This window comes from uncultured Brevundimonas sp., from assembly GCF_937870815.1.
Classification (GTDB): Bacteria; Pseudomonadota; Alphaproteobacteria; order Caulobacterales; family Caulobacteraceae; genus Brevundimonas.
This window is the reverse complement of sequence record NZ_CALMZS010000059.1, coordinates 13,947-27,594: the sequence shown is the minus strand read 5'-3', so window position 1 is coordinate 27,594 and position 13,648 is coordinate 13,947. Positions and strand designations below refer to the sequence as shown.

The window sequence follows — 13,648 nt, the reverse complement described above, 5'->3', positions numbered from 1 at the left end:
TCGCGGATCTCCATCTCGACCAGTTCGAGCAGTTCGGCGTCGTCGACCAGGTCGACCTTGTTCATATAGACCACCAGCGCCGGCACCCCGACCTGGCGGGCCAGCAGGATGTGCTCGCGGGTCTGCGGCATCGGCCCGTCCGCCGCCGACACCACCAGGATGGCCCCGTCCATCTGCGCCGCCCCGGTGATCATGTTCTTCACATAGTCGGCGTGGCCCGGGCAGTCGACGTGGGCGTAGTGACGGTTGGCCGTCTCATACTCCACATGCGCCGTGTTGATGGTGATCCCCCGCGCCTTCTCCTCCGGCGCCGCGTCGATGTCGGCATAGGCCATCGCCTTGGCCCCGCCCGCCTTGGCCAGCGTCATCGTGATCGCCGCCGTCAGCGTCGTCTTGCCGTGGTCCACGTGACCAATCGTGCCGATGTTGCAGTGCGGCTTGGTGCGTTCGAACTTTTCCTTGGCCATTCTCTTCTCTCCGTCCCCTGAACAGGGGGCTTTATCCTAAGTGTTTCAGGGGTGTTTAGGCGGAATATTTCTTGATCACTTCGTCGGCGACGTGCTGCGGCACCGGCTCATAGTGGTCGTACTGCATGGTGAAGGCGGCGCGGCCCTGCGACATGCCGCGCAGGGTGTTCACATAGCCGAACATATTGGCCAGCGGCACGAAGGCGTTCACCACGGTGGCGTTGCCGCGCATGTCCTGACCCTGGATCATGCCGCGACGGCCGTTCAGGTCGCCGATGACCGAACCGAGGTAGTCCTCGGGGGTCACGACCTCGACGGCCATGATCGGCTCGAGCAGCTTGGGCGCGCCCTTCTCCTTCAGCTCGCGGAAGGCCGCGCGGGCGGCGATCTCGAAGGCCAGTACGCTGGAGTCGACGTCGTGGAACTTGCCGTCGGTCAGGGTCGCCTTGAAGTCGATCAGCGGGAAGCCGGCCAGCAGGCCGCCGTCCTTCACCGACTCGAGGCCCTTTTCGACGCCCGGGATGTATTCCTTGGGGATGGCCCCGCCGACGATCTGGTTCTCGAACACGAAACCCGAACCCGGCTCGCCCGGCTCGAAGGTGATGATGACGCGGGCGAACTGGCCAGTGCCGCCGGTCTGCTTCTTGTGGGTGTAGTCGATCTCGACCTTGCGGCCGAGCGATTCACGATAGGCCACCTGCGGCGCGCCGATGTTGGCGTCGACCTTGTAGGTCCGCTTGAGGATGTCGATCTTGATGTCGAGGTGCAGCTCGCCCATCCCCTTGAGGATGGTCTGGCCGCTCTCGAAATCGGTCGAGACGGTGAAGGACGGGTCCTCCGAGGCCAGCTTGGCCAGGGCGACGCCCAGCTTCTCCTGGTCGGCCTTGGACTTGGGCTCCACGGCGATCTCGATCACCGGGGCCGGGAATTCCATCTTCTCGAGGATGACCGGCGACTTCAGCGGGTCGCACAGGGTGTCGCCGGTGCGGGTGTCCTTGAGGCCGGCCAGGGCGACGATGTCGCCGGCATAGGCTTCCTTGATGTCCTCGCGGTTGTTCGAGTGCATCTGCAGCATGCGGCCGACGCGCTCCTTCTTGTCGCGGCTGGAGTTCAGCAGCGACATGCCGGTCTCCATCTTGCCGGAATAGAGGCGGCAGAAGGTCAGCGAGCCGACGAACGGATCGTCCATGATCTTGAACGCCAGCACCGACAGGGGCTCGTCGTCCGAGGCGCGGCGCACGACCGGCTCTTCCGTCTTGAAGTCGATGCCGGGGGTCGGCGGGATGTCGACCGGCGACGGCAGATAGTCGACCACGGCGTCGAGCAGGGTCTGAACGCCCTTGTTCTTGAAGGCCGAGCCGCACAGGATCGGGTAGAAGGCCCCGGTCAGCACCGCCTTGCGGATGCATTTCTTGATGGTCTCTTCGGACGGCTCCTGGCCGTCGAGGTAGGCCTCCATGGCCTCGTCGTCGAGCTCGACCGAGTTGTCGATCAGGTACTGGCGGGCGGCCACGGCCTTGTCCATCAGCTCGGCCGGGATATCCTCGTCGCGGAAGTTCGCGCCGAGACCGTCATTGTCCCAGATCACCGCCTTCATGCGGACCAGGTCGACCAGGCCCGACAGCGAGCTTTCGGCGCCGATCGGGAACTGGATCGGCACGGCCTTGGCGCCCAGACGGTCGCGGATCGACTCGACCGACTTGTCGAAATCGGCGCCGATCTTGTCCATCTTGTTGACGAAGACGATGCGCGGAACCTTGTACTTGTCGGCCTGGCGCCAGACCGTCTCGGTCTGCGGCTCGACGCCGGCGTTGCCGTCCAGCACCGTCACGGCGCCGTCGAGCACGCGCAGCGAACGCTCGACCTCGATGGTGAAGTCCACATGCCCGGGGGTGTCGATGATGTTGAGGCGTTTCTCGCGCCAGAAGGCGGTCGTCGCGGCCGAGGTGATGGTGATGCCGCGCTCCTGCTCCTGGTCCATCCAGTCCATGGTCGCGGCGCCGTCGTGGACCTCGCCGATCTTGTGGGACTTGCCGGTGTAATACAGGATCCGCTCGGTCGTCGTCGTCTTGCCCGCGTCGATGTGGGCCATGATGCCGAAGTTGCGATAGTCTTCGATTTTATGCGTGCGGGGCATGGGAGCGTGCCTTGCGGTCAATGCGGGCGCCGCGGACGGCGTCTCGGGGAAATGTCGGATAAGCGGGCGCGGGCGATTTAGCTCAAACCGCCCGCGCCGGATAGTCGGTAGAACGGGATCGCGGGCGACCCCGGGCAGGCGTTACCAGCGGTAATGGCTGAAGGCGCGGTTGGCTTCGGCCATCTTGTGGGTGTCCTCGCGCTTCTTGACTGCAGTGCCGCGGTTGTTCGAAGCGTCCAGCAGTTCGGCGGCCAGTTTCTCGGTCATGGTGTTCTCGCCGCGCTTGCGGGCGGCGTTGACCAGCCAGCGGATGGCGAGGGCGCGACGGCGGTCGGGACGGACCTCGACCGGCACCTGGTAGGTGGCGCCGCCGACGCGGCGCGACCGGACCTCGACCGCCGGGGCGACGTTGTCCAGCGCGGCGTGGAAGGTCGCGACCGGCTCCTGGTCCTTCTTCTTCTCGGCCAGGATGTCGAAGGCGCCGTAGACGATGTTCTCGGCGACGGCCTTCTTGCCCTCGTACATGACGTAATTCATGAATTTGGTGACGATCAGATCCTTGAACTTCGGATCCGGCAGGACTTCGCGCTTCTGTGCGCGGTGACGACGGGACATGGGACGGGCCTTCTGAAACGGTCTCTGGGGCCCCGGACGGACCGGGAAAATCGGGTGGAAGCGGGTTCGCCTACTTCGGCCGCTTGGCGCCGTAGTGCGAACGGCGCTGCTTGCGGTCCTTGACGCCCTGGGTGTCGAGCACGCCGCGCAGGATGTGGTAGCGCACGCCGGGCAGGTCCTTGACGCGGCCGCCGCGGATCAGGACCACCGAATGCTCCTGCAGATTGTGGCCCTCGCCGGGGATGTAGCACACGGCCTCGATGCCGGTGGTCAGACGCACCTTGGCGACCTTGCGCAGGGCCGAGTTGGGCTTCTTGGGGGTCGTGGTGTAGACGCGGGTGCAGACGCCGCGGCGCTGCGGACAGCCCTTCAGGGCCGGGACCTTGTTGCGGGCCGGCTTGGGGGCGCGCGGCTTGCGGATCAGCTGGTTGATGGTCGGCATCGAATACTCGTCTCTTCCAATCGATGGGGGCGTGTGCCTTTCGGCCGGAGCGCCCCGGTGAGCCTTCTTTTCGGACGACGCAATGCGCCGCCCCGGGTTTGATTTCGAGCAGCGAAGGCGACAAACAGAAAAGCCGGAACGCGCGCTTCGGGCGTTCCGGCGGGCGACAGCCCGGTCGTTCGATTGTCACGATCCCGCCGAACGCTGACGCGCCCGCCTCGAAAGTGGGCGGCTTCTACGCTCCGGGACGAGGAAGGTCAAGGGCGGCGGCAACGTAGATCGCGTGCGACCGGACCGCAATACCGCCACGCTCGCCCTCTCAACTGCCGGTGGAGGACGTGGAGGCACGATGCAAGATCCGAGGCTTGTCTGGCCCTCGCGAGCCGAACGCTGGCGCAAGCCGGCGATCATGGCCGTGTCCGTGGGGCTGCACGCCCTTGTGCTGGGCCTGATCGGGCTCCGCGGCATAGGGCTTGAAGCGGCTCCGCAACCGGTTGAGCGCACCATCTATGTCGAGATCGAGCCTCGCCCCCTCCTGCCCGGGGAGGTCGCCCGGGTGCGGCCGCCGCCTGAGCGCCCGGACGCACCGTCGCAGGTGCTGCCGGATTCGGGCGCTCCAACTGCGCGGACCGATCCCTTCCCGAGGCTCGACGACGAGGAGGACAGCCCGACCCCGCGTGCGCCCGCCTCCGGAGCGCCCGCCCCGCCGGCCGACGTGGGCACGGTCCCGTGGCAGGTGCGGCCCGGGACCACGGGCGACCGGGTCGGGCGGAGTCTGCGCACCAGCCCGGTCGGCTGCGCCGGACCCCGGCTGCTGAGCGCGGAAGAGCGCGCGATCTGCGACGACCGCTTCGGAGCGCGGGCCGCGGCCGCCGCGCCGATCCAAGGCACCGGGAATCCCGAGCGCGACGCCCGCTTCGCCCGCGAAGGCGCCCGCGCCCTGGCCGCCTACGAGGCCCGGCGGCGACCGCTCAGCGGCGGCATCGGCGTGGTCGGACCGCAGGAAGGCCCGGGCTCCAACTTCGGCATGGGCGTGGCGGGGGCGCACCTCGATCCGTCGCTGCGACCGGATTCCTCGGAGAACATCCACACGCCGCAGCGCGATGGCCGCCGCGGCGCCGGCGTGCCGCTTACGCCCGGGTCGACGGCGCCGCGCGACGATTACCCGCGCGAATAGAAAAGGGCGGCCCCGTCGCCGGGGCCGCCCTCTTCGGTTCAGTCCCGAACCCGGAGATCAGCCTTCGCTGTTCTCCAGCTCCAGCGCCAGCTCGGCCGGAAGCGGCTCGATGGCCGCCTCGCGGGCCTGGGTCAGTTCGGCGTCGCGGGCGTTGGCCACCTTCTGCAGGGCGCGGAGGTAGGCGCCGGTGCCCGCCGGGATCAGCCGGCCGACGATGACGTTCTCCTTCAGGCCTTCCAGGGTGTCGACCTTGCCGTTGACCGAGGCGTCGGTCAGGACGCGGGTGGTCTCCTGGAACGACGCCGCCGAGATGAAGCTGCGGGTCTGCAAGCTCGCCTTGGTGATGCCCAGCAGGACCGGCTGGGTGGTGGCCTGACGCCCGCCGCGCTTCTCGACCTTCTGGTTCTCCAGCACGGCTTCCGCCACCTCGACCGTGTCGCCGCGGATCAGGGTGGTCTCGCCCGCGTCCAGGACCTCGACCTTCTGCAGCATCTGGCGGACGATCACCTCGATATGCTTGTCGTTGATCGGCACACCCTGCAGTCGATAGACTTCCTGCACTTCGTTGACCAGGTATTCGGCCAGGGCCTCGACGCCCTGGATGCGCAGCAGGTCGTGCGGATCCGGGTTGCCGTCGATGATGTAGTCGCCCTTCTGGATCAGGTCGCCGTCGTGGACGGAGATGTGCTTGCCCTTCGGGATCAGGAACTCGACCGCCTCGCCCTGCACGCCGTCCGCATTGGGCTCGGGCGTGATCTTGATGCGGCGCTTGTTCTTGTAGTCGCGCCCGAATTCGACGCGGCCGTCCATCTCGGCGATGACCGCGCAATCCTTCGGACGCCGGGCCTCGAACAGCTCGGCCACCCGCGGCAGACCGCCGGTGATGTCGCGGGTCTTGGCCCCCTCGGTCGGGACGCGGGCGATGATCTCGCCCGGCTTGACCACGTCGCCGTTGGCCACGGACAGGACCGCGCCCACCGGCAGCAGGTAGCGGGCGTCGGAGCCAGAGGCCAGCTTGGCGTATTCGTCGCCCTTGGTGATGCCCATGGCCGGACGCAGGTCCGCGCCGCGCGGGCTGGCGCGCCAGTCGGAGACGACGCGCTGGGCGATGCCCGTCGCCTCGTCGGTCTCCTCGCGGACCGACAGGCCCTCGACCAGGTCCTCGAACCGGACCACGCCGCCGACCTCGGTCAGGATCGGAGAGGTGTAGGGGTCCCACTCCGCCAGACGCTGGCTGCGCTTGACCTCGGCCCCCTCAGTGACCCGCAGGCGGGCGCCGTAGGGCAGTTTGTGGGTCTCGCGGTCCTTGCCGTCGACCACCACGGTGATGGTGACGTTGCGGCTCATCGCCACCAGGTCGCCGTGCGCCGCCTTGACGGTCGGGCCGGCGATCTTGGCCGTACCGGCGTTGGTCGCCTCGTAGAACGACGTCTCCGCCACCTGGGCCGTGCCGCCGATGTGGAAGGTGCGCATGGTCAGCTGGGTGCCCGGCTCGCCGATCGACTGGGCGGCGATGACGCCGACCGCTTCGCCGATGTTGACGTTGGTGCCGCGCGCCAGGTCACGCCCGTAGCAATAGGCGCAGATGCCGGCCTCGGCCTCGCAGGTCAGGGCCGAACGGACCTTGACCGACTGGACGCCGGCGTCGTCGATGACCTCGACCTCCTCTTCCTGCAGGTAGGTGTCGGCCGGGAACAGGACGTTGTCCGTGCCGGGCTCCTTGATGTCCTCGGCCGCGTAACGGCCCAGCACCCGCTGGCCCAGCGAGACCAGCACGTCGCCGCCCTCGACCACGGCCCGCAGGGTGATGCCCCGGGTCGAGCCGCAATCGTCCTCGGTGACGATCGAATCCTGCGCCACGTCGACCAGACGCCGCGTCAGATAGCCGGAGTTGGCGGTCTTCAGCGCGGTGTCGGCCAGACCCTTGCGGGCCCCGTGGGTCGAGTTGAAGTATTCGAGGACGGTCAGGCCCTCCTTGAAGTTCGAGATGATCGGCGTCTCGATGATCTCGCCCGACGGCTTGGCCATCAGGCCCCGCATGCCGCCCAGCTGCTTCATCTGCGCCTGCGAACCGCGGGCGCCCGAGTTGGCCATCATGAACACCGAGTTGATGTCCGGGGCCTGACCCTTGGCCAGCACGCGCGGCTGGGCGATCTCGCCCATCATCGCATCGGCGATCTTGTCCGTGGCCTTGGCCCAGGCGTCGACGACCTTGTTGTACTTCTCGCCCTTGGTGATCAGGCCGTCGGCGTATTGCTGCTCGTACTCCTCGACCTGGGTGCGGGTGGCGGCGACCAGGGTGGCCTTGGCGGCCGGGATGACGATGTCGTCCTTGCCGAACGAGATGCCCGCCTTGGCCGCCTCGCGGAAGCCCAGCTGCATCATCTGGTCGGCGAAGATGACCGTCGCCTTCTGACCGCAGTGGCGATAGACCTGATCGATCAGGTTGCCGATCTCCTTCTTGGTCAGGTTCTTCTCGAGCAGGCGGTAGCCGATGTTCGGGTTGTGCGGCAGCAGGGCGCCCAGCTTCATCCGGCCCGGGGTGGTGTCGATCACCCTGGTGATGGTCTCGCCGGCGGCGTTCATCTCGGTCCAGCGCGCCTTGATCCTGGTGTGCAGGGACACGACGCCGGCGTCGAGCGCCGCGTCGATCTCGCCCATGTTGGCGAACAGCTTGCCCTCGCCCTTCTCGCCTTCCTTGATCAGCGACAGGTAGTAGAGGCCCAGGACGATGTCCTGCGACGGCACGATGATCGGCTTGCCGTTGGCCGGCGACAGGATGTTGTTCGTCGACATCATCAGGACGCGCGCTTCCAGCTGCGCCTCAAGCGACAGCGGGACGTGAACGGCCATCTGGTCGCCGTCGAAGTCGGCGTTGAAGGCGGTGCAGACCAGCGGGTGCAGGCGGATGGCCTTGCCCTCGATCAGCTTCGGCTCGAACGCCTGGATGCCCAGGCGGTGCAGGGTCGGGGCGCGGTTCAGCAGCACCGGGTGTTCGCGGATGACCTCGTCGAGGATGTCCCACACCTGCGGCTGCTCGCGCTCGACCATCCGCTTGGACTGTTTGACGGTGCCGGACAGGCCCTTGGCGTCGAGGCGCGCATAGATGAACGGCTTGAACAGCTCCAGCGCCATCTTCTTGGGCAGGCCGCACTCGTGCAGCTTCAGCTCGGGCCCCACGGTGATGACCGAACGGCCCGAATAGTCGACGCGCTTGCCGAGCAGGTTCTGGCGGAAGCGGCCCTGCTTGCCCTTCAGCATGTCGGCAAGCGACTTCAGCGGACGTTTGTTGGCGCCGGTGATGACGCGGCCGCGGCGACCGTTGTCGAACAGGGCGTCGACCGACTCCTGCAGCATCCGCTTCTCGTTGCGGATGATGATGTCGGGGGCGCGCAGCTCGATCAGCCGCTTCAGGCGGTTGTTGCGGTTGATGACCCGGCGGTACAGGTCGTTCAGGTCCGAGGTGGCGAAGCGGCCGCCGTCCAGCGGCACCAGCGGGCGCAGCTCCGGCGGGATCACCGGCACCACGGTCAGGATCATCCACTCGGGCTTGTTGCCGCTCTCGAGGAAGGCCTCGATCAGCTTCAGGCGTTTGGAGGCCTTCTTGGCCTTCATCTCCGAGGGGCTGTCGGCCAGTTCGGCGCGGTGCTTGTCGGCCTCGGCGTGCAGGTCGATGCCGATCAGCAGGTTGCGCACGGCCTCGGCGCCGATCTCGGCGGTGAAGCCGTCATCGCCGAACTCGTCCTGGTAGCGGTAGAATTCGTCTTCCGTGAGCAGCTGGTTCTGCTTCAGCGGGGTCAGGCCCGGCTCGGTGACGATGTAGTTCTCGAAATACAGGACCCGCTCGACGTCCTTCAGGGCCATGTCGAGCATCAGGGCGATGCGCGACGGCAGCGACTTCAGGAACCAGATGTGGGCGACCGGGGCGGCCAGTTCGATGTGGCCCATGCGCTCGCGGCGGACGCGGGCCAGGGTGACCTCGACACCGCATTTCTCGCAGATGATGCCCTTGTACTTCATGCGCTTGTACTTGCCGCACAGGCATTCGTAGTCCTTGGTCGGGCCAAAGATACGGGCGCAGAACAGGCCGTCGCGCTCGGGCTTGAACGTCCGGTAGTTGATGGTTTCCGGCTTCTTGATCTCGCCGAACGACCACGAGCGGATCTTCTCCGGCGAGGCCAGGGCGATCTTGATCTGGTCGAAGGTCGGGGTGACCGGGACCGGGTTGAAGATGTTCAGGACTTCCTGGTTCATCTTGGTTTCCTTGCTGCGGCGGGGGCCGCGAAATAGGGCGTGGGGGCTGGGGTGTGGGGTGTGGGATCGGCTGAAAGGGGCGGGTTGGGGTCTGAAGCGTTAGGGGATGGCCATTGCCACAATCCCCACACCCCAAACCCCAATCCCCACACCCTCAAGAGTTCTCCAGCTCCACATTCAGGCCCAGCGAGCGCATCTCCTTGACGAGCACGTTGAAGCTCTCCGGAATGCCCGCCTCGAAGCTGTCGTCGCCGCGCACGATGGCCTCATAGACCTTGGTCCGGCCGGCGACGTCGTCGGACTTCACCGTCAGCATCTCCTGCAGGGTGTAGGCCGCGCCGTAGGCCTCGAGCGCCCACACCTCCATCTCGCCGAAGCGTTGGCCGCCGAACTGCGCCTTGCCGCCCAGCGGCTGCTGGGTGACCAGCGAATAGGGGCCGATCGAGCGGGCGTGGATCTTGTCGTCGACCAGGTGGTGCAGCTTCAGCATGTAGATGTAGCCGACCGTGACCGGGCGCTTGAACTGCTCGCCGGTCTGGCCGTCGTAGACGATCGACTGGCCGGTGCGGTCCAGCCCCGCCTTCTCCAGCAGGTCCTCGATGTCGTTGATGTGCGCGCCATCGAACACCGGCGTGGCGAAGGGCACGCCCTTCGACAGGTTCCGGGCCAGCTCGACCAGGTCCTCTTCCGACTCCGGCAGGGGGGTGTCCTTGCCGTAGATCGAGGTCAGATGGTCGATCAGCGCCTGCTTCTGGCCGCCCTGCTGCCAGGCCTCCAGAAGGCCTTGGATCTGCTTGCCGAGACCGGCCGCGGCCCAGCCGAGGTGGGTTTCGAATATCTGGCCGATGTTCATGCGCGAAGGCACGCCCAGCGGGTTCAGCACCAGGTCGACGGTGGTGCCGTCTTCCAGGTGCGGCATGTCCTCGATCGGCAGGATCTTGGAGATGACGCCCTTGTTGCCGTGACGGCCGGCCATCTTGTCGCCGGGCTGAAGCTTGCGCTTCACGGCCACGAAGACCTTGACCATCTTCATCACGCCCGGGGGCAGTTCGTCGCCGCGCTGCAGCTTCTCGACCTTGTCCTCGAAGCGGCGGTCGAGCGCCTTGCGGGCGTCCTCGAACTGCTTCTTCATGGCTTCGAGCTCGGCCATCGCCTTCTCGTCGTCGAGGGCGATCTGCCACCACAGGCCGCGCGACAGGTCGGCCAGCTTCTCCTCGGTGACGGCGCCGCGGCCCAGGCCCTTGGGGCCCGAGGTGGCGTTCTTGCCGACCAGCAGCGGCTTCAGGCGGCCGTAGACATTGCGCTCGAGAATCTTGAGCTCGTCGTCGCGGTCCTTGCCCAGACGTTCGATCTCGGCCCGTTCGATGGCGACCGCGCGCTCGTCCTTGTCGACGCCGTGGCGGTTGAAGACGCGCACGTCGACGATGGTGCCGGCGACGCCCGGGGGCAGGCGCAGGCTGGTGTCGCGGACATCCGAAGCCTTTTCGCCGAAGATGGCGCGCAGCAGCTTCTCTTCCGGCGTCATCGGGCTTTCGCCCTTGGGCGTGACCTTGCCGCACAGGATGTCGCCCGGCTGGACCTCGGCCCCGATGGCCACGATGCCGGCCTCATCGAGGTTGCGCAGGGCCTCCTCGCCGACGTTGGGGATGTCGCGGGTGATCTCCTCGGGCCCCAGCTTGGTGTCGCGGGCCATGACCTCGAACTCCTCGATATGGATCGAGGTGAAGACGTCGTCGCGCACGATACGCTCGGAGATCAGGATCGAGTCTTCGAAATTGTAGCCGTTCCACGGCATGAAGGCGACCAGGGCGTTGCGGCCCAGGGCCAGTTCTCCCAGGTCCGTCGACGGGCCGTCGGCGATCACGTCGCCGACCTTCACTTCATCGCCCACGCGCACGATCGGGCGCTGGTTGATGCAGGTCGACTGGTTGGAGCGCTGGAATTTCGACAGGCGGTAGATGTCGACGCCCGAACGGCCGGCGTCGAGCTCGTTGGTGGCGCGGACGACGATACGGGTGCCGTCGATCTGTTCGACGACGCCGTCACGCCGGGCGACCACGACGGCGCCGGAATCCACGGCCACGACGGCCTCCATGCCGGTGCCGACCAGCGGCGCGTCCGACTGCACCAGCGGCACGGCCTGGCGCTGCATGTTGGCGCCCATCAGGGCCCGGTTGGCGTCGTCGTTCTCCAGGAAGGGGATCAGGGCGGCGGCGACCGAAACGACCTGTTTCGGCGAGACGTCCATCATGTCGACGTCGGCCTTGGCCAGCAGCTGGGAGTCGCCGTTGATCCGGCCGGGGACGAGGTCCTCGACGATCTCGCCGTTCTTCAGCTCGATATTGGCCTGGGCGATGGTGTATTTCGCCTCTTCCATGGCCGAGATGTAGACCACCTCGTCCGTGGCCTTGCCGTCCTTGACGCGCCGGTACGGGCTCTCGATGAAGCCGTATTTGTTGACCCGGGCGTGGGTGGCCAGCGAGTTGATCAGGCCGATGTTCGGGCCTTCCGGCGTCTCGATCGGGCAGATGCGGCCGTAGTGGGTCGGGTGGACGTCGCGAACCTCGAAGCCGGCGCGCTCGCGCGTCAGACCGCCCGGGCCGAGCGCCGAGAGGCGGCGCTTGTGGGTGATCTCGGACAGCGGGTTGGTCTGGTCCATGAACTGCGACAGCTGCGACGAGCCGAAGAACTCGCGCACGGCGGCGGCGGCCGGCTTGGCGTTGATCAGGTCGTGCGGCATCACCGTGTCGATATCGACCGACGACATGCGCTCCTTGATGGCGCGCTCCATGCGCAGCAGGCCGACGCGGTACTGGTTCTCGAGCAGTTCGCCGACCGAGCGGACCCGGCGGTTGCCGAGGTTGTCGATGTCGTCGATCTCGCCGTGGCCGTCCTTCAGGCCGACGAGGATCTGCAGCACGCGCAGGACGTCGTCCTTGCGCAGCACGCGGATCTCGTCCGAGACGTCCGGGGTTTCCAGACGCATGTTCATCTTGACCCGGCCGACGGCCGACAGGTCGTAGCGCTCGCTGTCGAAGAACAGCGAGTTGAACATGGCCTCGGCGGCCTCGGGGGTCGGCGGCTCGCCGGGCCGCATGACACGATAGACGTCGAACAGCGCGTCCTCGCGGCCGGTGTTCTTGTCGATGCGCAGGGTGTTGCGCATATAGGCGCCGACCGTGACGTGGTCGATGTCCAGCACGTCGATGGTGGTGAAGCCGTGGCTCTCCAGCAGCTCGATGGTCGGCTGGTCCAGCTCGTCGCCGGCCTCGGCGTAGATCTCGCCGGTCTCGAAATTGACCGCGTCGGCGGCCAGGTATTTGCCCAGCAGGGCGTCGGCGGCCAGCGACAGCGAGGTCGTGGTGTCGCCCAGCTTCTTGGCCTGGCGGGCGCTGATCTTGGTTCCGGCGGCGGCGATCACCTCCCCGGTGTCGGCGTCGACCAGGTCGAACTCCGGCTTCACCCCGCGCCAGCGCTCGGCCTTGTAGGGGGTGACCCAGCCTTCGCCGCGCTTCTCGTAGGGCACGGTCTCGTAGAAGGTCTTGAGGATTTCCTCGCCGTCCATGCCCAGACCCATCAGGAAGGTCGTGGCCGGCAGCTTCCGGCGGCGGTCGATGCGGACGTAGACGATGTCCTTGGCGTCGAACTCGAAATCGAGCCACGAGCCGCGGTAGGGGATCACCCGGGCGGCGAACAGCAGCTTGCCCGAGCTGTGCGTCTTGCCCTTGTCGTGGTCGAAGAAGACGCCCGGCGAACGGTGCATCTGGGACACGATCACCCGCTCGGTCCCGTTGACGATGAAGGTGCCCTTGTCGGTCATGAGCGGGATGTCGCCCATGTAGACATCCTGCTCCTTGATGTCCTTGACCGAGCGCGCGCCGGTCTCCTCGTCGGATTCGAAGACGATCAGGCGCAGCTTGACCTTCAGCGGCGCGGCATAGGTCATGTCGCGCTGGATGCATTCCTCGACGTCGTATTTCGGATCCTCGAACTCGTAGGAGACGTATTCGAGGATGGCGCGCTCGTTGAAGTCCTTGATCGGGAAGACCGACTTGAACACCGCCTCGATGCCCTGGTCCCTGCGCGGGCCCGAGCGGACCTCGCGCTGCAGGAACTGTTCGTAGGAGGCGCGCTGGACCTCGATCAGATTGGGCATCTGCACCGCTTCGGGGATGCGCCCGAACGAGTGGCGGATGCGCTTCTTGCCGGTGAACGAGGTGGCGGTGAGGAACTGACCGTTGACGGTGAGCTCCGCTTTCGACTTGGCCATTCTGTCTTCCCAATGCGGCGGGCCGGGCGGCCCGCTCAATGCAGCGGCCACGGCTCCGCCATTCCGGCGACCCGTGACCATCGGTTTCGGCGTCCACCCTCGGGCCTTGCGGTCCCAGGACGCCTGAAATGTAGGGCTCCCTTGGGGAGGAGCGCACCTTCGCACCGGTCGGAGGGCGACAAACCGGGCCTCGGCGCTTTCGCGCGTGTCTCTCACGGAGTTAGCGGAACGGGGTGGTATACTCGCTTTGACGGCGAAATAAAGACCATCGGCCTGCTTTTTCGGA

General features: G+C 66.8%; 7 protein-coding genes. 1 reads left to right on the top strand and 6 read right to left on the bottom strand.

The window, feature by feature from the left end; all coding sequences use genetic code 11:
- The 4 genes from Q0588_RS03810 to rpsL all read right to left on the bottom strand — a co-directional run.
- Nucleotides 1-467: GTP-binding protein (locus Q0588_RS03810; protein ID WP_298743924.1), on the bottom strand; the 467-nt coding region annotated here is incomplete at its 3' end.
- Between the two features lie 55 nt (nt 468-522).
- Nucleotides 523-2,604, bottom strand: a complete 2,082-nt coding sequence (gene fusA / locus Q0588_RS03805) for an elongation factor G (protein WP_298743922.1) — start codon at nt 2,602-2,604, stop codon at nt 523-525.
- A gap of 141 nt (nt 2,605-2,745) precedes the next feature.
- Nucleotides 2,746-3,219, bottom strand: a complete 474-nt coding sequence (gene rpsG / locus Q0588_RS03800; protein WP_056453563.1) for a 30S ribosomal protein S7 — start codon at nt 3,217-3,219, stop codon at nt 2,746-2,748.
- A gap of 70 nt (nt 3,220-3,289) precedes the next feature.
- Nucleotides 3,290-3,661 (bottom strand): 30S ribosomal protein S12, encoded by a 372-nt coding sequence (gene rpsL / locus Q0588_RS03795; protein ID WP_292114874.1) that lies wholly within the window; start codon nt 3,659-3,661, stop codon nt 3,290-3,292.
- Nucleotides 3,662-4,010: 349 nt separating this feature from the next.
- Here rpsL and Q0588_RS03790 point away from each other — a divergent pair, with 349 nt between their 5' ends.
- The gene (locus Q0588_RS03790) at nt 4,011-4,838 is read left to right on the top strand and encodes a hypothetical protein (RefSeq protein WP_298743918.1); all 828 of its coding nucleotides are present in this window, start codon (nt 4,011-4,013) and stop codon (nt 4,836-4,838) included.
- Nucleotides 4,839-4,895: 57 nt separating this feature from the next.
- On the opposite strand, the gene rpoC is transcribed toward Q0588_RS03790, so the two are convergent.
- Complete coding sequence (gene rpoC, locus Q0588_RS03785; RefSeq protein WP_298743916.1) at nt 4,896-9,092, bottom strand: DNA-directed RNA polymerase subunit beta'; 4,197 nt, start codon at nt 9,090-9,092, stop codon at nt 4,896-4,898.
- Nucleotides 9,093-9,246: 154 nt separating this feature from the next.
- The gene (gene rpoB / locus Q0588_RS03780) at nt 9,247-13,362 is read right to left on the bottom strand and encodes a DNA-directed RNA polymerase subunit beta (RefSeq protein WP_298743915.1); all 4,116 of its coding nucleotides are present in this window, start codon (nt 13,360-13,362) and stop codon (nt 9,247-9,249) included.
- Nucleotides 13,363-13,648 lie beyond the last annotated feature (286 nt).

What these genes read in the sequence shown, in the direction of transcription:
- fusA (WP_298743922.1), bottom strand. Translation starts at nt 2,604, where the DNA reads ATGCCCCGCACGCATAAAATCGAAGACTATCGCAACTTCGGCATCATG.
- rpsG (WP_056453563.1), bottom strand. Translation starts at nt 3,219, where the DNA reads ATGTCCCGTCGTCACCGCGCACAGAAGCGCGAAGTCCTGCCGGATCCG.
- rpsL (WP_292114874.1), bottom strand. Translation starts at nt 3,661, where the DNA reads ATGCCGACCATCAACCAGCTGATCCGCAAGCCGCGCGCCCCCAAGCCG.
- Q0588_RS03790 (WP_298743918.1), top strand. Translation starts at nt 4,011, where the DNA reads ATGCAAGATCCGAGGCTTGTCTGGCCCTCGCGAGCCGAACGCTGGCGC.
- rpoC (WP_298743916.1), bottom strand. Translation starts at nt 9,092, where the DNA reads ATGAACCAGGAAGTCCTGAACATCTTCAACCCGGTCCCGGTCACCCCG.
- rpoB (WP_298743915.1), bottom strand. Translation starts at nt 13,362, where the DNA reads ATGGCCAAGTCGAAAGCGGAGCTCACCGTCAACGGTCAGTTCCTCACC.